We start from the raw sequence: 21,308 nt of genomic DNA, 5'->3' as shown, positions 1-21,308 counted from the left end.
AATGAAAAATATCGTTTTTAATAATATCACAGAATTCAATAAGGTTCAAAATCTGCCTGCTCCTGAAAATCCGCTTTTTACGGTAGGCTGTAAAATTTTGAGTGATGAAGAAATTCAAAATTGTGTTTCTTCTCAAACAGAAGTGAGTTATACTAACCGGTTTTATATTATCAGTCTGAAAAATATTGTTTCAGGTGAAATGATTTACGGTAGAACAAAATATGATTGTGAAACAGGTACGATGTTCTTTTCTTCTCCTGATCAAAATTATATTTTAAAAGATATCATCGTGAGTTCTGAGTCATGGTTTATCGCTTTTCATGAGGATTTTATTGCGGGTACCGAAATCCGAAAACGCATTAAAAATTATAATTTCTTTAATTATAATGTGAATGAAGCCTTGCACCTTTCTCCAAAAGAGGAAAATACGATCAAGACCATTTTCAAAACGATTGAGACGGAATACCAAAACAATCAGGATGAATTTAGTAAAGATATTATCCTCACGCATATGGAAGCTTTACTTCGGTATGCAGATCGTTTTTACAAACGTCAGTTCTTGAACCGTAAGGAGATAAATAAAGCGTTGTTTACTCGTTTCAAAGATATTTTGGATGATTATTTTGAATCCAATCAATTAGAAGAAAATGGTATTCCGACTGCTGAGTGGATTGCAGGACAGTTGGGGGTCAGTCACCGCTATATGCGTGATACCATTAAAACTGAAACGGGAAAAACAGCTGTAGATCAAATAAATTTGTATTTAGTGGAAGAAGCGAAAAATTTACTTCTCGCAACGAATGCTTCCATTTCAGAAACAGCTTATAAATTAGGGTTTGAATATCCGCAGTATTTCTCTCGATTATTTAAGAAAAAAACAGGTTTAAGTCCTAAAGAGTATATCGAATCTGCTAATATGAATTAGTATTTCTGTTTCTCGCCACAAGAATAAAATGCCTTTCAATGTTTATAGATATTGAAAGGCATTTCGCATTTCACAAAATTTACCTCATCAAACTATTCTAATAAAACTACTTCAAGTTATAAGAAAAAGGCCGTGTTTTTTTGTAAGATTGCATAACTAATATAATGGTTTTCAACTCTCACCTTCAAAAGAACTACTGATACTAATAGAAAATGAAGTGGCATGGAAAGCTGATGGTTACTTTGGTAGAATCGGTGGGAATTTTGGTTGATCACCAAAGGAATAATTTTAAAGTGAAAAGCTAGTTTATAATTAATATCTATACTATGAGCATTCTAATGAATTTGACGTTTCTTTATTTATCATTCATTGGCTTCGAGGTTAACCTTTTAGGGAAGAATGATGAAAAATTACCTTTTGAAACTAAAGAAGTAATTATTGACTGGGGTGGTGTCAAAAAAGTAAAAGCATTACTCTTAGAACAGATTTATGCTAATCCGACAAAATGCGATACCTATATCTATCATTTTTTTGAAGAATATTCTGTCATAGAAAATAAGGTCAATGAACAATTATTTGCTTTGTCAAACTATGATTCTCTGAATACTTTAGCCTATGCACCTGATGATACTATTTATGAAGTGGCTATAAACTTTGAAATACAAGCAGAAGACAATGGGTTTACAGTGGCAATGTCTGAAGGGATGATTTTCCTCTCCAAAAATACTTCTTTCATAAAAAAGAAGTTACTCGATAAGATTGACTCTACCTCAGTTGAATTTATCAATCTCTATTGTGATGAATTGGATAAGGTTTGCTGTGAAGATGCATCAATAATTATTGATGAGAAAGAGCTTGTAGAAAGGGCCTATCGATGGGGTGAAATGTCTAAAAAATCGGAAGAATTAAAATATGCAGAAATTAGTGAAGATACATTTAAGCATTATCTACACCTTATTTTTGAAGGACAAGATAACAGTCCTTCTTTTAGTTTTGCTACGCATAGTTTCAACCCAAAACTTATTCATCAAATGACAAAAGTAACCCAAAAGCATCCTGATTCAAGAGCATCTGCCTATTTCAATACGTTTCTTGATCTGCTAGCAAAATCTGAATACAAGAAAAGTGAAGAAATTATACAATATATCAACAGTTTATAACTGCATTCTTTATTCCGCAATACCCATTAAAGTTTCTTTCTTAAAAGAATAATTCAGATCTTTAGCACAGTAAACTATTTTAAATAAATCAATGCAGAAATTAGCCTCATTAATGTTAGTGAGGGCTATTGGCAACTATTGATTACAAATCAAACAAACATGAAGATTACTAAAGCTTTCTTTATTTTACTATTCATAAGTACAAACTTGTGGGCACAAAATGTTGAGATTCCATCCAATGTCAAATTCGAAAGTGCTGATGATTACAAAAAAACGGAACAACTGGTACTAGAAGCCACAAACTGGCTCTTAAATACTCCAATTTCAGAAGAAGGTAAAAAGCGAAATGAGGTCAATGATTTCTTAATGAAATGGATGGGTGGAAGTCCGTCGGTTTCTATCAATTTAGTTCCGGGGATTGTTCCATTTGATTCTCCGGATTGTCTGATGTCATTTATGAGTGGTTGGGTCAAATACAGTCTGCAAAACAACTACTCCAAAAACAATGTAGAATGTGCAGTAGCTGGTGCTCAGAATAGCATTGAGTTTTATAAAAAAAATAAAGCACAGCTTGGAAAAAACCCTGATATGGAAAAGCTTGTAAAGCAGGATAAAAAGGGAAAGCTCAAAAGTTATATTGAGCAAAAATTTTAATCAAGGACAACTCTACTCATGAATTCAAAATGGGTAGAGTTTTTTTATTTTCACTAATTCTTTAAAAATTCTAAAATCTTTACCCCATTTAAAACACTTCACTTACTTCTCAGTAGGTAAGGAAATATTGTATTAAATGATTTACTTTGCTCTTAAACAGAAAAGAGCTTAACAAGCAACCAAAACTTAAAACATCTTATGACAAACTGGTATGAAGCAATCAGTGAGAAAACTGATTACATTTTACAAGAAATATATAAACATCCTTTCATCAAAGATTTAATGGAAGGTACGCTTTCGAAGGAAGTATTCAACTTTTATATCAATCAAGATTCTATCTATTTAGCGGAATACAAAAAGATCTTGGCGGAAGTGGGGATAAGATGTGAAGACGATCAAGGTACTCAGTTTTTCTTAGGCTCAGCCACGGGTATTATTCATGTTGAAGATGCTTTGCATGAGAATTTCTTAACTGGTGAAGAAAGAACAACTCAAGCCTCTCCTACTTGCGAATTGTACATTAGCTACCTTTCTCGAATTGTACATACAAAATCATTGGAAGAAGGTCTTGCTGCAGTATTACCTTGTTTTACAATTTATAAAGAAGTGGGGGATTATATTCTTGCTAACCAAAGCAACAAAGGCGACAACCCTTATCAAGATTGGATCAATACGTATGGTGGTGAAGCGTTTGCCAACTCTGTAAAAAAAGCAGTGGATATTACCAATAAATTGGCGAGTGACGCTTCTCCTGAAAGAATTGAAAAGATGAATGAAGCCTTCGAAAAAGCATCGAAATTGGAATGGATGTTTTGGGATAGTGCATACAACAAAGAAGCATGGAAAGTATAAAAACAACTTATAAAAGTGTATTGACTATTGCTGGAAGTGATTCTGGCGGTTGTGCAGGTATTCAAGCCGATATCAAAAGTATTTCGGCTTGTGGTGCTTATGCTGCAAGCGTAATTACGGCAACTACGGCTCAAAATACACAAGGAGTAACAGATATTCACGCTCTTCCGGTTGCCCATCTTGAAAAGCAACTAGAAGCGGTATTCAGTGATATTGATTTCAGTGCCGTCAAAATCGGTATGCTTCATTCTTGTGAGGTGATTGAAACAATTGCCTCAAAGCTTTCGGAATATAATGCCAAAAACATTGTACTCGATCCTGTGATGGTAGCCACTTCAGGCGATGTTTTGATAACAGAAGATGCTATTGAGTGTTTGAAGAAATTATTTCCTCAGGTTGCTATCATTACTCCAAATCATAAAGAAGCGGAACTGTTAATTGGCCATGCTATTGATCAGGAAAATGTTGAAGCGACTGCTAAAGAAATCGGATCACAATTCAAAACTTCAGTGTTACTGAAAGGTGGTCACTTTGGTACTGCTGAAATGCATGATATGCTTTATGAATTTCCGACAGGCAGAACTACCATTATTAAAAACCCTAGAGTAGATACAACGAATACGCATGGCACAGGCTGTAGTTTATCGTCTAGTATTGCTACATTTTTAGGTAAAGGTAATGATCTGGAAAATGCAGTGAAAAAAGGCTGTAGTTATGTCAATAATGCCATTGCTGAGGGAAAAGACAAGGTACTAGGAAAAGGAAATGGTCCGATTAATCATTTTGGGCTCTAAAAACGAAGCATGAAAAACAAAGTCGCTTTAGTGCTTGAAGGAGGTGGTTCGAGAGGAATGTTTACCGCAGGAATTCTCGAATCATTTCTGATCAATAATATAAATTTTGATTCCATATTTGGTATCTCTGCGGGTGCATTATATGGTGCTTCTTTTGCCTCCAAACAATTTGAGCGAAATAAGCATCTGAATACATATGTGGAGGACAAACGTTATGGGGGATTCAAACATTTACTATTGAATGGCTCCTATATTGCATGGGATTTTATCATGGGGGATATTGCTCACCGCCTCCTTCCTTATGACTATGATACACTTCTCACATCCCCTAATTTTCATGTTGGTGTCAGTAATTGCAACACCGGAAAAGCTGAGTTTTTCGTCATCAATCAATTAGATAAACCTGACATTGTCACTGTACTCACCGCCAGTGGTTCCCTGCCCTTTATCTCACCCATTGTAAAATACAAAGGAGAAGAATATTTGGATGGCGGATTGACCAATTCTATCCCTTTTGATATTGCATTAGAGGAAGGTGCTGAAAAAATTGTAGTTGTACTCACAAGACCTGAAGGCTATGTAAAATCTGACATGAAATTCACCTCCTTTTCAAAATGGTTTTATAGAAAATACCCTAAAGTACATACCTGCTTGGTCAACCGAGCACAACAATACAATGAATCCATCAAAAAACTAAAAGAGCTCGAACAACAAGGTAAAGCCTATATAATTTATCCAGAGGAAGAATTGAAGGTCGATAGAGTGGAGCGTAAAGTGCATAAAACGGAGGCCATTTATAATGAGGCCATTGCTTATTGTAATAAATTGACGCCTGAATTGGTAAAATGGATGGGTGAGTAATGATCCACAATAATAAATTAACCACACAAATTCAATTAGTTAACACCTGTTTAACCAAAAATAAATACTGTCCATATTCTTGAACTTTAAGTCCATATTCTTCAAAAAAATATAGCCGACATTTGTGTCATCAATAATTCATTAAAAACAAATAATCATGGCACAAGTCGGAAATTCTTTTATTCAAGGTGTGACACCTCAACAAATAGTGAAAGACCTTATTCAGTTATACTCAATAGAACAATTAAATATACATGCCTATAAAAATGTATTACACAATATGGGTGGTAAAACTGAACTTTTAATTGGAGATCGTTTTGAAGGTTTAATTAAAGTTAGTGAAGGGCATTCTCAAAAAATAGCAAAACGAATTGGTGTATTGGGTGGAAATTTACCGTCCTCATTATCATCTATTGAAAGATTAAGCAGTATTGAATTATCTGAATTCGGCAATCCTAACAGCATTGATAATTTAACTGATACATTATTATCACGATTCAGAAATATAATACCGTCCATACATAACACTATTGAAAAGTATCAAACAAATGATATTCTAACCTTTTCGACGGTCTTACCCATTTTCGAATTTTATGTGAATCATGAAGACGAATTAGAAGCATTTAATAACTAAAATTATAAATATTAAAACAATGAATAATTTTAAAATCCATACAATCGAAACAGCTCCTGAAAAAAGTAAAGGGCAATTAGAAAATTCTTTAAAAGCATTTGGTATGATTCCTAACTTACATGCTGTAATGGCGGAATCTCCAGCAATTTTAGAAGCTTATACCACATTACACAGGTTATTTTCTCAGGAGACTAGTTTTAATGCTGAAGAGTTAACAGTGATATGGCAAAGCATTAATGTAGAGAATGAGTGTCATTATTGTGTTCCTGCCCATACCGGTATAGCTTACTCTATGAAAGTAGACAATAATATTATACAAGCTCTTAGAGATGAAGCTCCACTTGAGGATCAAAAATTGGAAGTTTTAAGAACAACCACTTTGAGAATTGTCCGCAATAGAGGTATTTTAAATGAAAATGAACTTCTTGAGTTTTATAATGCAGGGTATACTCAACAGCAACTTTTAGAGATTATTTTAGGGTATTCTCAAAAGATACTAAGTAATTATACCAATCATGTGGCAGAGACCCCGGTCGACAATGCTTTCAAAAAGTTTAGCTGGGAAAAAGTAGCACAATAAAATCATAAATGAGGGTGACCTGATTCTAATAATAGATCAGGCCACCCTTTTTCTATTCTATTGATTATAGTTGGTTTATAAATTTTCAAAAGAACCTTTATCTGACCTAAAAGGTTTTAGTTTTATACTTCCAAAAACATATAATACATTGTAAATTATAAACAATCAATATTAACCCTTTATAATAGTTTAAATAGAGATGGAAATTAAGGAAAGACCTAAAGTATTGTTTTTTGATATCAATGAAACAATTTTAGATTTAACCCGAATGAAAAAACAAGTGGGAGATGTTTTAAATGGGAGATCAGACTTATTATCATTATGGTTTACAACATTATTGCACCATACTTTAGTTACTTCAGCAAGTGGACAGTATGAAAACTTTGATAATATTGGTGCGGCTACATTACAAATGGTTGGTGCTAACAATGGTATTGAAATATCAGAAAAAGAAGCTCGAGAAGTCATCGTAAATTCTTTACAAAATTTACCTGCTCACCCTGAAGTTAAAGGTGCACTCACTCAATTAAAAGAGAAGGACTACAAATTAGTAGCATTTACTAATTCCTCTATTGATGGTATTCATAATCAACTAAATAACTCAGGTCTCACAGAGTATTTTGATGAGAAATTTAGCATGGAGGAAATACAAAAATTTAAGCCTTTTACTCAAACCTATGATTGGGGTGCTAAAAAAATGGGTATCAAACCAAATGAAGCAATGTTAATTGCCGCTCATGGATGGGATGTTGCAGGAGCGATGTGGGCAGGTTGGCGTGCTGCCTTTATCAGTAGAAAAGGGCAACAAATTTTTCCACTTGGGCCAAAAACTGAAATAGTTGAACCCGACTTACAGAAAGTTGCAAACATTCTTATCCAGTATAAATAAAGAAATTTGTTCCTTCTTTAGCATTCCGTACATTTCGAAAACATAGATGATATCATTAATATATACTTACCTTCTTTATAAGTAGAATTATTGATATCATTTTTTATTACTCTCCCTTTAATATGAAAACTATCGAAATACAAAAAGGACAAATTCTACAGAAATAAGGAGCCTTGAATGGAAAAGTGTATGAGGTTCGTTCTGGCTTGCTACGTAGTTATACCATTGACCATAAAGGAAAAGAGCATATTTTTATGTTTGCTCCCGAAGGGTGGATGTCAGTGATTCCTATTCCATTATTCTTGAAAAAGGATTTTAAAAAAGCAATCCTTCAAAGGTTGAAAAATCTTATGCCAATAGAATCAGTAAAAGTAAGATATTCTCTAACTTTACTGCTTCTTTTTTATGAGCGAAAATTAGATTTAGATGAATTACATTAAAGAACTCTTTATAAATAAATACGGTTTATCACCTGAAAACTTTGACCTTTTTTATTCGAATATCACTGAAGTAAATAGATCAAAAGGTGAGGCGATTATTAGTAAAGGTGAAATTCATCATTCGGTCTATTTTATTAAAAAAGGAGCCGTAAGAAGTTACTATATAAGTTCTGATGGAAAAGAAATTACGTATTGGTTTGGTTTTGAAGGGGACGTTATCGCCTCATTAGGCAACTTTGTCGAATCCAAACCCTCTCTTGAAACCATAGAGTTATTGGAAGATGTTGTTCTATTGAAAATTGATAGGACAAAATTAATTGAACTTTATAATACCAATGTTGAATTAGCCAATTTTGGAAGACAATTAGCAGAAATCGGTTTACTAGAAATGGAACAGCAGATACTCTTGAATCAAGTGACAGACGCTAAAACAAGATACCTTTCTTTGATTGAAAAGCATCCTCAAATTCTTCAGAGGGTGAAACTGGGGCAAATTGCTTCTTATTTGGGTATTACGCAGGTGACATTGAGTCGTATTCGTGCACAGAAATAATAAGTTCTTGCATAGATATAATCAAGTCTTTCGTGCACCATAGTTAAAACTATGGGCAAGTGATACCGACTCCAACAACACTAAAGTGTTGCCTCCGTTGCCAACCTTCAAGACTTTAGTCTTGGATAGGTTACAGTATCACCTGCCCATGACTTCAGTCATGGTGCACGATAATTTGATTGAACAAAATAAGAATACCCCTACAATTTAACATATGTAAAAAGAATCCTCATCGACCTCCCCTACTTTTGTTCTGTAATCAAAAAATACAAAACACTATGGGTTGGATCTATTTATTATTATCCGGTTTGTTTGAAGTTGCATTTACAACTTCCATGAAAATGTCAGAGGGTTTTTCCAACTGGAAAGGCATTGTAGGTTTCTTCATTTTTGGAGCACTAAGTTTTGGCTTGTTATTGAAATCGATGCAGAGCATTGAGATGGGAACGGCTTACGCGGTGTGGGCTGGAATTGGAGCTAGCGGAACCATATTAATGGGTTTTCTTTTCTTCGATAATCCCTTCAATTGGAGTAAACTTCTCTTTCTCTCACTTATCGTTATCGGAATAATAGGTATTAAACTCAGTCACTAAAATTATTACTATGAAAAATATCACAATCATTGGAGCTACAGGGGCACTTGGTTCATCCATCACTAAAGAATTAATTAAAAAAGGAGTTCAGGTTAAAGTTGTTGCTAGAGATATTGAAAAGGCACAATCACTATTATCTGAAAAAGTTGAAATTGTATATGGTGATGTTGCTAATAAAGATAGTCTTAGAGAGGCTTTAGCGGATACAGAAACCATCTATCTCAATTTAAACACCACTTCTTGGAATGAAAATGCCACTTTCTACCCAGAGAGAGAAGGTATCATCAATGTTGTGGATGTGAGTAAAGAATTGGGTGTAAAGCATATCATGCAAATTGTTGGCATTGACTCTTCTAATCCAGAGTTTGCTACTACTGGTATGATTTATAAAACCAATCTGATTCGAAAACCAGCCATGGATCATTTGAAGAAATCAGGATTGAATTATACTTATTTTCATTGTTCTGTTTTCTTAGATTCCTTCCCAACTTTTATTCAAGGAGAAGAATTTGCCATCATCGGACATCATCAATATCCAGTGTTCTTCACTAATACAATAGACTTGTCTGAAAATATCTTTCATGCAATTGACAATGAAAAAGCCTATAATCAATCGTTCACTATCCAAGGTACTGAAGGCATTTCCTTCCCAGAAGCAGCTGAACGTTTCTTAAATGCTTATAACCCCAATATTAAAGTGACAGAATATCCAATGGATGTTATTCAGCATCTTGGTTTGCCGAGTAAAGAGGATGAAGATTTTATGGAACATCTTCTCACTTATGTGGAACAACTGAAAGAGGAACAAGTCTCTGAATCTACTTGGGAGGTATTGGGCAAGCCTCAGCTTTCTATTGAAGATTTTGTCAAGACGCTTTAATCTAAGAACATATTTTAAAGTTAAGAGTTAAAAAAAGGAACGCTTTCGTTATCTGCTAATGGTAATGAGAGCGTTTTTATTATAAAGACAATTCACCTCCTATCATTTTAATGCTTTTCATATTAGGTTATCTTTAAAAAGTAGATGTAAATTGTTGTTCCCCAATATTCTAAACTATATAAATATCTATTGCACTAATGATAAATGAAATCGACACAAAAAATGACAGAACTTGAACAATACATTAATTCCTATTTTGGGATTGTACAAAGTGAAGAACTCCTTCAAATCAGTTCACTCTTTAAATTAACCACTTTAAAGAAAGGTGATTTCCTATTACAGACAGGAAAGAAGAGTGATCAACTATGTTTTGTACAATCTGGTCTTTTAAGAATGTTCGTACAAACCAAAGATAAAGAAGTGACACAGTGGATTTCTACAAAAGGGTATTTTTCAACGGATTTATCAAGCTTTATTTTTGAAACGCCTTCCCGATGGAATATCCATGCTTTGGTAGATAGCGAAGTTTATGTTTTGACAAAAAGAGAGTATGAAAAGATCGGTGAAATTGTTCCTAAGTGGAATGAGCTCGAAAAGCTTTTTATCGTGAAATGCTTTACGATGTTGGAAGATAGAGTATTTAGTCATTTATCCATGTCTGCTGAAGAACGGTATCAACGTTTTTTTGAGAACAATAAAGACCTCTTTAATCAAGTACCATTACAATACATTGCTTCCATGTTAGGAATGTCAGCAGAAACTTTCAGTAGAATCAGAAAAAAACAACTTTCCTAAGTTCTTGATATATGTCAAGAGTAATACCGACTTAGTATTAGAACTTTGCAAGTACTAAGACAAATATTTCACTTAAATGGTATTGTTATGGAAATTCAAACGGAAATTTTAATCAATGCAACAGCTGAAAAAGTATGGACAGTGTTGACCAACTTTAAAAATTATCCTCAATGGAATCCCTTTATTGAATCACTGGATGGAGAGGTAAAAGTTGGAAACACTATTAAAGTAAAAATTGCTCCACCAAATGGAAAGACAATGACCTTTAAACCTAAAGTACTGAACTATGACATTAATAAAGAATTGAGATGGGTAGGACATTTATTTTTCAAAGGCCTTTTTGATGGAGAACATTCTTTTGAATTGATTGATAATGGTGATGGAACAACTACATTCAAACAAAATGAAATGTTCAGCGGTCTGCTGATTGGCCTTCTAAACGTAGCAGATACACAAAGAGGTTTTGAGATGATGAATGAAAACTTGAAAAGTATGGCAGAAAAGTAAATACTTTTTTCGACCTTTATCATCGCAAACTTAATAATCATGGTTATCTATACTTCTATCAAATTTTAAGTATGTACGAGACCACAAAATTTCACTTTCAATAAAAGGAAAGTCCATTGATTATTGATTTAAATTTAGCTTACAACTCTACTAAATGATGAACTATTGTAACCACAAGACCGAACTTGAAAATAAAGGATTTTCTTTAATTTCTAACCTTTATTCTGAACAAGAAATTGAGCAGATCATACAGTGTTTGGAGGCCTCGGACAATGTTGGAGGCGTTAAAACAAAAGATGTATTTGCTATCAGACAGTTGATCTATCAAATTCCTGAATTAAAGGAGTTATTGTTTACTGAAAACCTTCGGAAATTAATTGAAACATTTTCTGATGCTGAATACTTTCTTTCAAAAGGCATTTATTTTGATAAACCAAGCGATTCCAATTGGTTTGTAGCCTATCATCAAGACTTAAGTATCACCGTTGATCAGAAATTAGATTTGGAGGGTTATAGTAACTGGACTTTTAAAAAAGGGCAATATGGTGTGCAACCTCCTCTTCAGATTTTGGAAGATACAATTACTGTACGTATTCATTTAGATGATACAGATGAAGGAAATGGAGCTTTGAAAGTCATTCCCGGTTCTCATTTGAAAGGTATAATTCAAATTGGTTTAAAAGAATGGGATGTTGAAGAGGAAATTATTTGCTCCATCAAAAAAGGAGGTGTAATGCTTATGAAACCTTTAACTTTGCATGCCTCCAATAGAACGTTCAATGGTAAAAGAAGACGAGTTATTCATCTAGAATTTAATCAACATCAATTGGCAAAACCTTTGCAATGGGTGGAATTCAATAAGTACTAAATTAAACACGACAAACTTAACACTAAAAGAATGATAGCAAGAAAAAGAGGTGCTTATGTAGGGCGTAATAAATCATCGGCTTACTAAGACTTGGTGTGGACTGTTGCCACTACAAAAGACACTTCACTCCCATTAGAAGCACAAATTAAAGAAACTCTTCAAATTATTGATGACAATTTACAGGAGCTTCAATCCAACAAACATCAAATTGTTTCTGCACAAGTTTACCTTGCCAATATTACAGATAAACCTGTAATGGATGAGATATGGAAAAGCTGGATTGGAGACAACCCTGATCATTGGCCACAAAGGGCCTGTTTGGGTGTTGACTTAGAAGGCAATGTTTTGATTGAAGTAAGTGTTACAGCCGTTGTCGGCCAATAATTGTAAGTACTAAAACAGAAGATAAAAAGACTGTTTTAGTAAAGAGTTAAGAGTTAAGAATTGAGAGAAATGGATCGTATTGTGGCCCATAAAGTGTTTTTATGATGGTTCTTGAGTCAAAACAAGTAGCTCGTTTTCTTCATTCTTAACTCTTCATCAAAATACCTAGGCGTAATAGAAAGTGTTTGCCTACTCCTAACACCAATTATAATAAGGTGTTTTCTAGTAAAAAATTTATCCCCTTACATTACTTCCCCCTACTTCACAGAAAATCTATTTAACTTTTTGATTGTAAATACATAGCAATTTTCTACTTACAATTAACATAATATACAACATGTATGTTCAAGAAATTCGTAACTCAAAGTTCATCTACATGCGTTTGGTTATCTTGTTAAAAAAACATAGAATTGTAAACTTTTTAACTTATCACAATATTAGATCTAACGGATTATCTATACTTATCCTTCTTAAAATGATTTTAAATAAAAAACTATTTGTATTACTCTTAATACTTTCATCTTTTGTAACACAAATTACTGCACAAGACACAAATGACACATCTACTTTTCTGAACAAAAAAAGAGTGATGGCCACCTATAACTTAAATAATATTTTAGGGGACGAATACTCCAACTTGCAGGCTTTTAAGTATGATTACACTTTGGGAATGGACGAGAAGTCACTGAAAAATAAATATAAAACTTCAGTGTCAGAAGCTTCATTACAGGTAAATCTATTGGAACTTAAAGATGCTATTGAAGTAGAACTTAGAACCGCTAAGATGTACGGTATTGACGTCTTTAAAGTTAAATACAATATTTTTGGCAGTGATAAATACAAACATAGTTTTAAAAAGCTTTTGGCTTTAACTATACAAATTGCGGAAGAGAAAAACATAGATTTCAGTTTCTGTGTGGATGTATTTTTCCCTAAAAACAAAAAATATAAGTATACACATGAGCAACTCTTCTCTATTGTATCTAATGAGCTAGGCCAAATTTACGGCACTACAAAAATGTCAGAAAAATGGCTTAGAGATACTCAGGGCCGAATTGTATTATTTACAGGCAATACAAAAAACATTATCAATTACACTAGACCTGATGGGGCTCAAAAGTTAAATAAGAAAGATATCAAAACAATAAAAACTTTCTTTGATGATTTAAACGACAAGAGCAAGCTTAATATCGTCCCGGTTTATCATGTTCAAACTTATAAGGAGGATATACAAGACGAAATTATTTTTCATTTTGATGCCGTGACTCATTCTTTTAGCTTCCTAAAGAACCTCAATGATTTTAAAAAACTAAAGGAGAAGTTCACCAGTAATAATGTAAAATTCTTCCCTCACATCTATTTGAATTATATGCCAAATTCATTTATCCATAAGGAAAGCGGAAGAAAGGTATATGTGCATAAAAAGTATTCTATTGATGATACCTATCTACTTGCTTATACCCCTTCGGGAACTCAAAAATTCAGAGAGTTATTAGATATTTCTTTTACATCAGAAATAGAATTATTGAATTTATCTTCGTGGAATTTATATAATCAATCCAATAACCTAAACCCTGAAATCCACAATGGGTATGCACTTTCAGCTCTTTTAGGTTATTATACAAAGCTATGGGAAGGAAAGTTTGATAAAGTAGACGAGGAAATGACCTATGTAGCCTTTAGAAATCTAAACCGTGAAGAGGTAAATAATGAGAAAAAATTTACTGTTCGTAATAAGGTCAATTCATATGATGAAGAAGGGCTGATAGAGATCGTAACACTATTAAATTACCCTGCCAAGGTATATGTAAATAACAAATATTTGGGAGATGCCAAAGGAGGGATTGATGCTTTCTATATCAAAAAAGAAGGGGAGATGAAAATCAATGTCAAAGTAAAAAGAGAGGGTAAAAAAGTGATTGATTTTACTTCGCCTAAAACCTTTACGGGACATAAATATAAGTTCGATCCTCTGGTCTATATCACCTCTTCTATTGATGATAAAAAGTCATTAGAACTGAGCGACATTATTCTAAATTCAGAGCTTTCAAGTATGGGTGTTCGTTTTCTTCTTTCAGATGAAGGCAAAGCGCAATGGAAAACAATGGCTCAAGTCTATTTTATTGCAAACAGAAAAGCCATATTACAGTATGGTGATCAACCTGAAGTTTATAAAAAAATTAGAGACAAGAACTACGAAAAATTCAAACTACAAATCAAGAAGATATTAAACGAGTTTGAGTATAAAATATGGGAAGAACTTGAAAATGATAGAATCAATGAAAAAGGGTTAGAGGAAGATTTTATGGAACAAGACAATGGGTTGAAAGGGTATAATATTCTTGAATAAGAGTAACTATTTAATTGAAAAAAGTGGCTCTTGTTGTAGTTCATGGGAACGTTTCAATGCGAACCTCCCACAGATCACAATAAGGAGCACTTTTTTATCATACCTCATTCTAAGAGGGTGTTTGAAACATCTCTAAATAAAGAGTAATACAGAATACCTCTTGAATTATTGCATTCTTATATTTTTTTATCATCTTTAATACCGTAAACTATTTTAGGGTATACATTATCAATACTTACTAAAAACAAAACGAACTATTGTATAATGATGTATATCCTATGTGTTATTAATAAATAAAAAAATGGTTAAAGAAAACGCAGCTGAATTTCAACAGTATCTTGAAGCAAATGAAGAACTAATCTGGACAGGTAAACCAAAACAAGGTATTGTCTTCAGAAAAGTTGATTATGGTTTAATCCCTTTCAGTATAATATACACCTGTGGTACCATTGGAGTGGGAATATTCGCCGCTATGATGACAGAAATCTACGCCTTAGGACTTGTTGCCACGCCATTTGTCCTTTTAGGATTTCTTTTGTCTTTTGGTAGAATGATATTTGATGCTAAATACAGAGCCAAGTCAGTTTATGCTATCACCAACAAAAGATTGATGATAAAAACCGACATACTTAACCAAGGTCTAAGTTCACTTTATGCCGACAAAATTAAAAATGTAAAGCTTAAAGAACACAAAGATGGATCAGGTACTATCTCAGTTATAGAGGGTCATAAATCTCCAGGAACTGAGCAAAATTTTGCATTTGGAAGTTGGATGAATGTGATGCCTTATAATAGTTCACCATTTTTTCAGTTAGAGTTTATTGATGATGCTCAAAAAGTAAGTGAACTTCTTATGAAAGTTAAAAACCAGCATGTAACATCAATTTAAATAAAAGATAGTAAGTACAAATTCAAAATTAACTATGATCTATTTTTGACTTTGTACTTACTAGAACAGTCTCCCGATTTTACACCTAAACACCACTGTTTTTGAAGTAAAGTCAGGAGGCTTTTTTATTTTCTCAAGCAAAAAAACAAACAAATGTTCAAAGTAGAAGTGAAAAGCAAAAGGGATGAGGATATCTGCTTATTGATCAAAGTGGAGAATCATTCTCATCATTACCTCTGTGACTGCGGAGAAGCAAAATCGTTAGGAGTAAAAGAGTGTCAGAATACTGAGGCAATGTTTATTAGCCATACGCATATTGATCATTTTGTGAATTTCGATACGCTATTAAGACATCAGATAGGTACAGGCCGTAAAGTAATGATCTGCGGGCCGAAAGGTATCACTGATCAGGTACAAAACCGCATAAAAAGTTACTGCTGGAACCTCATTGAAGAGGGGGCAATCTCTTATGAAATTCGTGAAATTATAGATCATCAAAGTTTCAAAGTTACCCATCTTAACCCTCCATTATGGGATCAAGAGATAGAAGGAAACTATACTAAAGACCAAATTTTCAATAAGAAAGATTTTGGCGTAGAATTTGAAATTTTGGATCATAAAACAGACTCTATCTCTTATCTATTTAAAGCCAATGATAAGACCAAAATAGAATTGGAAAAAGGTTTTAAAGGTGGAAAATGGGTGGCAGATTTGAAGAGGGCTTTTGAGGAAAATAACAGTTCAGCAAACATAGAAATAGAGGGGGAAAACTATAAAGCGGAAGAACTTTTCTACATGGTAAAAATAGAGAAAGGAAAACGTACGGGCATCATTTTGGATCATGCAGCAACTCCTGAAAACCATGAAAAAATCATCAACAAGTTTTCCGGTTGTGATGAGATTTATATTGAATCCTTTTACAAAGATGAAGACAAAGAGTTTGCGATAAAAAATTTTCATAGCTATGCCTCTATGTCTGGAAAAATCATGAAGGAGTGTAAGGTAAAGAAGGCAATTCCTGTTCATTTTTCTAGAAAATACAGTGAGAGTGAAATTGAGGAATTGGTGTTGCAATTTGAGCAGGCTTATCATTAAAAATGAAGGTGGCATTGTGCTAGGGTGAAGAAAATTGGTCAAAATACCATGCCCCACGACTAGAAGTCATGGGCTTATGGGAAGCTACTGCTATTCTTGAATTTCATCAAAAATTAAATATATCTCACTGAATATCAAACTCTAAAAGTTATAATAATATAATTAAAATTTGACAAATGAGATGTCTTCCCAAAAGCCCATAATTTCAATTATGGGTCTATGAAACATTTTTTTGCTACTGTTCTAGTACTTCCGCGATCATAATTCCACACAAACCACCTTCATTTTTTATTTCATTCTACAATACCCCATTTTTAGAAATTGTGCATTTCGCAATGTTCCCTTAAAAAATCACCTTATGCACACTCCTACTATTTCTATCATAGATATGTACCAAATAAAGCCCTTTTAATTTCACATCAATTGTATCCTGCAATCCCCTTAACTCTTTATCAAAAACCTTTTGACCACTAATACTGTAAACCGCCATTTCCTTTCCATCCAATTTGCTTTCAGACTGAATGCTCAAGGTCCGATTTGTATTTTTGAATACTTTTATGGTGGATTTTGAATCTTCTAAACTCAAAGCCCCTTCCCTTTTGATGACAAGCGTATAGACTTTTTCCAAGCCACTTTCTGACGTCACTGTAATGGTAATGGTACTACCGAATTGCATCTCACCTTCCACAATATAGGTAGACCTTTGGTCTTGTGTATAGGCTGTGATTTTCGGGAAATCCTCTTCATTGTAAACAATTACATAAGAAATTGTAGAAGGATCAAAGTCTTTGTAAACCAAGCCATTTAAATACAGTTCGGATAAATTAGCGTTATTAATGCCTCCTCCTTCAATCTCAAAATGTACTTTGTATTCTGCCTTACTATCTGTGTCCTCTGCAGTAACTGTGATTATGGATGTACCTGGAACTGATGGAGCTGTTGTAATTTCTAATGACGCTTTTTCATCTTTGGCTTGTCCGTTGATTTCAGGCACCTGCGTTGTGCCCACAGCTAGCTCAACGGTATACTCATAAACAGAATCTGCAAAATTGGGGATAGTCACACCATCAACTGTAAGATCAGAAAGGGACGCATCTCTATTTTTCTTTTGAACTACTATAGCATTTCCTTCCGTAAAGAGCATTAATTCCACGGCCGCTGTGGCGTTATTATTACTTTCCAATACCACAGTATTATAACCTTCTTCTACTTCAAACTTTCCAGAAATAATCACATCTACTTCTTCTTTTAAATTCCAGTTCTGATCATATACTTTGGCCTGCTTTCCTCCTCGGTATTCTATGTATTGAGTATGTTCTGCATTAGCTCTGATCATGGTATTGACACTTAAAAAAGAATCTCCTATTCTGAAACGAGGCTGAACGATATCTTCATCTCCTTGCATTACCCTTACAATAAACTGTGGAGATTGTTTATGGTATTTATTTTCTAATGCTATGGTTTGTCCAAATGTCACTTTTTCTTTTGGAGCATACATACCATCCTCCTGCTTCATATGGAAATACTGCAAATTTGGATCTTCCTCTAATGCATCTGAAATAACACTAGGATCTTGTGTCATCATTTGAATTGGAGCTAGTAAAAAATCCTTTTCGAGTTCTCTCAATTCAAAAGTGGTGTAAGAAGCATCTAGTTTTCCCTGATAGTAAAATTGAGTCTCTTTTAATTGCTGTCTTTGTTCTTCGGACAACAGCTTGCCAACTGCTTTCCATTTTGGTAGTAATGAAAGTAGCTCCTCCGTTTTACCATACGTCAATAATTCATCCATTGTAATACCAAACATTGGGTCTGGACGAAGTATAGAATAGTTTCTTCCATTGGCCGCCGCTTGAACTCCCAACATAAAATGGGCTGCCAAAAGGTTTGTGGCTGGTGTATGTACCGTTTTGTGCGTAGTGCTGTTTCTTTCAAGCTTTAGAGAAGCCCTGCCTTTGTTGTGGTCTCCTACCGGTGATGTCAGATATTTTTTGGTGGAATTAATTTTGTATTCCATATATCCTGTATCTGGTTCTCTACCGTTTGAAGTTCTTACCACTACAGGGTGATCTATTTTGCGATACACCTGCTCTGCAAACTTTCTAAAACCCCAATGTCCATCAAACACATGAATTTCAGCTCCATCAAAAAGGGCATTTGAAACCTGACAGTCATTTAATAGAGCTGCAAAGTTGTCAGTCACAGTCATAAACAATGCTGAGTTATTATCTGGAACATACACTTGATTGTAGGCTAAAAGAATGCCTTTCACATTTGTTCCGGCTTGATGACTACTCATCGTCGTAGATATTATACCTCTGCTTTCAATTTCAAACTTCCATGTACCATCTTCTATACTTTCAATATTCTTAATTTTCATCAGTTCTTTCCCCACTTGCAAATAAAAGTATTTGAAAAATGCAGGAAGAGGTTCACTTAATTTACCAAAAGTAGTGGTCGCTCCATCCATCACTTCCGGAACTGTATACCAATCTTCAGCGGGTTTAAAGTAAAACTCTTTCTCAGTATCTGTAATATCCTGTACTAGTGTTCCATCTACCCATGAGGCAAATTCATCAGACAAATGTTCACCTGCATACATTGGGTCTGCCTTTCCTATGCCACCACTTACATAATGAATATTGATACTTCTGTCGTTACTTCTCTGTAATTGAGAATACTCTTTCAAAGCTTGTTGACTTCCAAAAATCCCATCTACCTGCCAGTTCAGTTTATCCTTTGGCCAAAATCCACCATGCCACATATTTGTAAAAAAATTCACCGTTGTTACATCTGCCATATCCAAGTACTTCTCAAATGCGGGCAATTCTTCTATATTTTCAGGAGCAATATACATTACACTTTGATCTTCAAACATCACTTTCCAATCCTCTATCCATTGTAGAGCACGTTCATAATTCCATTCTCCTGCCACAACCGGATGAGGCATAGGTTCATTGCCCCAAGCTTGCAAAATACTTTCATCCTCCTCTGCTTCAGTAGAGTAAGTGTAAATTGCAAATCCACCCAAGGTATTCCCTTTATATCTTTCCCATAAATGTTCGAATTTTATTTTGATATAGCTGTCTTCTCCTTGGTCAGCAGTCATATAATCATAGGCTAGTGCTTTTGCTTTAGCATCTGATTTTGGCAGCTTAATTTCCATAGTACCTCCCACGGGTAAATCACCATAAAAATCTACAAGATTGAAGGCCGTGTAAGCAGGGTGTGCTTTTATATCAAAAGTGGCATAAAAGCGATTATCTGCTGTAGCAAAAACAAAGTAATCTTCTGAAGTATAAAACTTAGACATGCTTACAGGATCTTGACCAGGAAGATTCAGTACAAATTGATTCGTAAAACCCGTTCTAAGTATCTCTTTTCCATCTTTCAACTGTATAGATTTTATGTCTCCCTCAGTATCTATCAGAAGATTGAATCTGCCGGAGTTAAAAACGATAGCCTGACTTACTTCTTCCAAGTTTTCAGGGAGCGTTTGCGTAGAAATATCCTGCCCTTTTACAGTAGTTATGTTGATGAGAAGGGTAAAAAGGGTAATAAAAACATGAACGTTTTTAAAGTAGTAAAATTGCTTCATCAGATTTCTAAAAATGATTAAGTGATGTTGTAATCGTGTAAATCAAGAAGTAGTTGAAAATTGATTTACGGTACAGTTATAAAAAATTTGTAAGTACTAGGACAAAAGTAAACGAGTGTTTCTTGCACCATAGTTAAAACTATGGGCAGGTGATAGGGCTACCTAATCAAGACTAAAGTCTTGAAGGTTGGCAACGAAGACAACACTTTAGTGTTGTTGGAGTCAATATCACTAGCCCATGACTTCAGTCATGGTGCACGTAATTATTGTTCCATTTCTTTTGTCACAGTATTAAGTATCAAATTGGTGTAAGAATGCTATGATGCCATTCTCACTATGATTAAAAAATATCTTATTTATAAGATCATAACTCTAGCTTAAAAAAGCGTATATTATTTGTTGATCTCCAAGATATAAAAAATAAACCATTACTCCTTGTATACAATGTGAGGTGACTATTTTTATTCAAAATAAAGTCAGAAAAAACGCATCTTTTCTGTCTGTGACCAACTAATGATTTCAACAAGAGGCTATGTATCATTTTACTGATAAAATATACAATAAGTAAGCGACTGTTAGTATAAATTCTATTACTATAACTGTCCTTCTTGGTCAGCATTAAAGACTTTACTTTCTGAGCCTTTTGATTGGAAAAGAAAGGTATAGCAATTCGAAAAATTGACAATAATAATAAGTATAATTTCTTCATTACAATTTCATTTTATTCATACTTGATAATTGGCAGAAGTAATCGCAAAGTTCTAAGGGATTGTTCCCTTTTTGATAATAATTCATTCTATGATGATAGCTGTAAAGTAAGGTATCTTATTTTTTATTTTGAAGGAAAAGTGCTTTTGAGAATAGTCTATATTTTACATTTGTTTGCTCTTAAATAATCCGATTCAAAATAATGGAAAAGCTTCTTAAGAAGAGGGTATAATCAAGTAGGGTAAATATGGAATAAGTCTACGTCTATCCCATATTTATCCCTCTCACAGAACCGTGCGTAC

21 protein-coding genes are annotated in these 21,308 nt (G+C 33.9%); 20 read left to right on the top strand and 1 reads right to left on the bottom strand.

Annotation, left to right across the window (positions count from 1 at the left end; genetic code table 11):
• Position 1: 1 nt before the first annotated feature.
• The 20 genes from HHU12_RS22345 (at position 2) to HHU12_RS22250 (ending at position 16,703) form a co-directional block, all read left to right on the top strand.
• Positions 2–925, top strand: a complete 924-nt coding sequence (locus tag HHU12_RS22345) for a helix-turn-helix domain-containing protein (RefSeq protein WP_169658961.1) — start codon at positions 2–4, stop codon at positions 923–925.
• Between the two features lie 326 nt (positions 926–1,251).
• Entirely contained in the window at positions 1,252–2,085 is an 834-nt protein-coding gene (locus tag HHU12_RS22340) for a hypothetical protein (protein ID WP_169658960.1), read from the top strand.
• Positions 2,086–2,244: 159 nt separating this feature from the next.
• Positions 2,245–2,739: a hypothetical protein gene (locus HHU12_RS22335; RefSeq protein ID WP_169658959.1), complete on the top strand. Its 495-nt coding sequence runs from the start codon at positions 2,245–2,247 to the stop codon at positions 2,737–2,739.
• A gap of 198 nt (positions 2,740–2,937) precedes the next feature.
• On the top strand, positions 2,938–3,591 hold the full coding sequence (gene tenA / locus HHU12_RS22330; RefSeq protein WP_169658958.1) for a thiaminase II: 654 nt from the start codon (positions 2,938–2,940) through the stop codon (positions 3,589–3,591).
• Positions 3,579–4,385, top strand: a complete 807-nt coding sequence (gene thiD / locus HHU12_RS22325; RefSeq protein ID WP_169658957.1) for a bifunctional hydroxymethylpyrimidine kinase/phosphomethylpyrimidine kinase — start codon at positions 3,579–3,581, stop codon at positions 4,383–4,385. Before tenA ends, thiD begins: the two co-directional genes overlap by 13 nt.
• 9 nt (positions 4,386–4,394) lie before the next feature.
• Positions 4,395–5,246: a patatin-like phospholipase family protein gene (locus tag HHU12_RS22320; protein WP_169658956.1), complete on the top strand. Its 852-nt coding sequence runs from the start codon at positions 4,395–4,397 to the stop codon at positions 5,244–5,246.
• A gap of 157 nt (positions 5,247–5,403) precedes the next feature.
• Positions 5,404–5,880 carry a ferritin family protein gene (locus HHU12_RS22315; RefSeq protein ID WP_169658955.1) on the top strand — a complete coding sequence of 159 codons (477 nt, stop codon included), beginning with the start codon at positions 5,404–5,406 and terminating at the stop codon, positions 5,878–5,880.
• Between the two features lie 19 nt (positions 5,881–5,899).
• Positions 5,900–6,460, top strand: coding sequence for a carboxymuconolactone decarboxylase family protein (locus tag HHU12_RS22310; RefSeq protein ID WP_169658954.1), 561 nt, complete (start codon positions 5,900–5,902; stop codon positions 6,458–6,460).
• A 199-nt stretch (positions 6,461–6,659) separates the two neighbouring features.
• Positions 6,660–7,349, top strand: coding sequence for a haloacid dehalogenase type II (locus HHU12_RS22305; RefSeq protein ID WP_169658953.1), 690 nt, complete (start codon positions 6,660–6,662; stop codon positions 7,347–7,349).
• Positions 7,350–7,522: 173 nt separating this feature from the next.
• Positions 7,523–7,789: a hypothetical protein gene (locus HHU12_RS35095; RefSeq protein WP_205959965.1), complete on the top strand. Its 267-nt coding sequence runs from the start codon at positions 7,523–7,525 to the stop codon at positions 7,787–7,789.
• The gene (locus tag HHU12_RS22295) at positions 7,776–8,342 is read left to right on the top strand and encodes a Crp/Fnr family transcriptional regulator (RefSeq protein WP_169658952.1); all 567 of its coding nucleotides are present in this window, start codon (positions 7,776–7,778) and stop codon (positions 8,340–8,342) included. The genes HHU12_RS35095 and HHU12_RS22295 overlap by 14 nt, the downstream gene beginning before the upstream one ends.
• A 278-nt stretch (positions 8,343–8,620) precedes the next feature.
• On the top strand, positions 8,621–8,935 hold the full coding sequence (locus HHU12_RS22290) for a DMT family transporter (protein ID WP_169658951.1): 315 nt from the start codon (positions 8,621–8,623) through the stop codon (positions 8,933–8,935).
• A 10-nt stretch (positions 8,936–8,945) separates the two neighbouring features.
• On the top strand, positions 8,946–9,815 hold the full coding sequence (locus HHU12_RS22285) for an SDR family oxidoreductase (RefSeq protein WP_169658950.1): 870 nt from the start codon (positions 8,946–8,948) through the stop codon (positions 9,813–9,815).
• 222 nt (positions 9,816–10,037) lie between these two features.
• On the top strand, positions 10,038–10,610 hold the full coding sequence (locus tag HHU12_RS22280) for a Crp/Fnr family transcriptional regulator (RefSeq protein ID WP_169658949.1): 573 nt from the start codon (positions 10,038–10,040) through the stop codon (positions 10,608–10,610).
• 87 nt (positions 10,611–10,697) lie between these two features.
• A complete protein-coding gene (locus HHU12_RS22275; protein WP_169658948.1) occupies positions 10,698–11,117 on the top strand; it encodes an SRPBCC domain-containing protein in 420 nt (139 codons plus the stop codon).
• A gap of 154 nt (positions 11,118–11,271) precedes the next feature.
• A complete protein-coding gene (locus HHU12_RS22270; RefSeq protein WP_205959964.1) occupies positions 11,272–11,985 on the top strand; it encodes a phytanoyl-CoA dioxygenase family protein in 714 nt (237 codons plus the stop codon).
• A 93-nt stretch (positions 11,986–12,078) separates the two neighbouring features.
• Positions 12,079–12,369, top strand: a complete 291-nt coding sequence (locus HHU12_RS22265; protein ID WP_317170521.1) for a Rid family hydrolase — start codon at positions 12,079–12,081, stop codon at positions 12,367–12,369.
• Positions 12,370–12,844: 475 nt separating this feature from the next.
• Positions 12,845–14,719, top strand: coding sequence for a glycoside hydrolase family 71/99 protein (locus HHU12_RS22260; RefSeq protein WP_169658947.1), 1,875 nt, complete (start codon positions 12,845–12,847; stop codon positions 14,717–14,719).
• A 301-nt stretch (positions 14,720–15,020) separates the two neighbouring features.
• Positions 15,021–15,608 carry a PH domain-containing protein gene (locus HHU12_RS22255; RefSeq protein WP_169658946.1) on the top strand — a complete coding sequence of 196 codons (588 nt, stop codon included), beginning with the start codon at positions 15,021–15,023 and terminating at the stop codon, positions 15,606–15,608.
• 153 nt (positions 15,609–15,761) lie between these two features.
• Positions 15,762–16,703, top strand: a complete 942-nt coding sequence (locus tag HHU12_RS22250) for an MBL fold metallo-hydrolase (protein ID WP_169658945.1) — start codon at positions 15,762–15,764, stop codon at positions 16,701–16,703.
• Positions 16,704–17,046: 343 nt separating this feature from the next.
• On the opposite strand, the gene HHU12_RS22245 is transcribed toward HHU12_RS22250, so the two are convergent.
• Positions 17,047–20,298 carry a T9SS type A sorting domain-containing protein gene (locus HHU12_RS22245; protein ID WP_169658944.1) on the bottom strand — a complete coding sequence of 1,084 codons (3,252 nt, stop codon included), beginning with the start codon at positions 20,296–20,298 and terminating at the stop codon, positions 17,047–17,049.
• Positions 20,299–21,308 lie beyond the last annotated feature (1,010 nt).

Origin of the sequence: Flammeovirga aprica JL-4 (assembly GCF_012844305.1) — a bacterium.
In the GTDB taxonomy this organism is placed as follows: Bacteria; Bacteroidota; Bacteroidia; order Cytophagales; family Flammeovirgaceae; genus Flammeovirga; species Flammeovirga aprica.
This window is presented reverse-complemented; position numbering and strand designations above follow the sequence as displayed.

Bases quoted from the DNA above. Each gene is read 5' to 3' on its own strand.
- HHU12_RS22345 (WP_169658961.1), top strand. From the start codon at position 2: ATGAAAAATATCGTTTTTAATAATATCACAGAATTCAATAAGGTTCAA.
- HHU12_RS22340 (WP_169658960.1), top strand. From the start codon at position 1,252: ATGAGCATTCTAATGAATTTGACGTTTCTTTATTTATCATTCATTGGC.
- HHU12_RS22335 (WP_169658959.1), top strand. From the start codon at position 2,245: ATGAAGATTACTAAAGCTTTCTTTATTTTACTATTCATAAGTACAAAC.
- tenA (WP_169658958.1), top strand. From the start codon at position 2,938: ATGACAAACTGGTATGAAGCAATCAGTGAGAAAACTGATTACATTTTA.
- thiD (WP_169658957.1), top strand. From the start codon at position 3,579: ATGGAAAGTATAAAAACAACTTATAAAAGTGTATTGACTATTGCTGGA.
- HHU12_RS22320 (WP_169658956.1), top strand. From the start codon at position 4,395: ATGAAAAACAAAGTCGCTTTAGTGCTTGAAGGAGGTGGTTCGAGAGGA.
- HHU12_RS22315 (WP_169658955.1), top strand. From the start codon at position 5,404: ATGGCACAAGTCGGAAATTCTTTTATTCAAGGTGTGACACCTCAACAA.
- HHU12_RS22310 (WP_169658954.1), top strand. From the start codon at position 5,900: ATGAATAATTTTAAAATCCATACAATCGAAACAGCTCCTGAAAAAAGT.
- HHU12_RS22305 (WP_169658953.1), top strand. From the start codon at position 6,660: ATGGAAATTAAGGAAAGACCTAAAGTATTGTTTTTTGATATCAATGAA.
- HHU12_RS22295 (WP_169658952.1), top strand. From the start codon at position 7,776: ATGAATTACATTAAAGAACTCTTTATAAATAAATACGGTTTATCACCT.
- HHU12_RS22290 (WP_169658951.1), top strand. From the start codon at position 8,621: ATGGGTTGGATCTATTTATTATTATCCGGTTTGTTTGAAGTTGCATTT.
- HHU12_RS22285 (WP_169658950.1), top strand. From the start codon at position 8,946: ATGAAAAATATCACAATCATTGGAGCTACAGGGGCACTTGGTTCATCC.
- HHU12_RS22280 (WP_169658949.1), top strand. From the start codon at position 10,038: ATGACAGAACTTGAACAATACATTAATTCCTATTTTGGGATTGTACAA.
- HHU12_RS22275 (WP_169658948.1), top strand. From the start codon at position 10,698: ATGGAAATTCAAACGGAAATTTTAATCAATGCAACAGCTGAAAAAGTA.
- HHU12_RS22270 (WP_205959964.1), top strand. From the start codon at position 11,272: ATGATGAACTATTGTAACCACAAGACCGAACTTGAAAATAAAGGATTT.
- HHU12_RS22260 (WP_169658947.1), top strand. From the start codon at position 12,845: ATGATTTTAAATAAAAAACTATTTGTATTACTCTTAATACTTTCATCT.
- HHU12_RS22255 (WP_169658946.1), top strand. From the start codon at position 15,021: ATGGTTAAAGAAAACGCAGCTGAATTTCAACAGTATCTTGAAGCAAAT.
- HHU12_RS22250 (WP_169658945.1), top strand. From the start codon at position 15,762: ATGTTCAAAGTAGAAGTGAAAAGCAAAAGGGATGAGGATATCTGCTTA.
- HHU12_RS22245 (WP_169658944.1), bottom strand. From the start codon at position 20,298: ATGAAGCAATTTTACTACTTTAAAAACGTTCATGTTTTTATTACCCTT.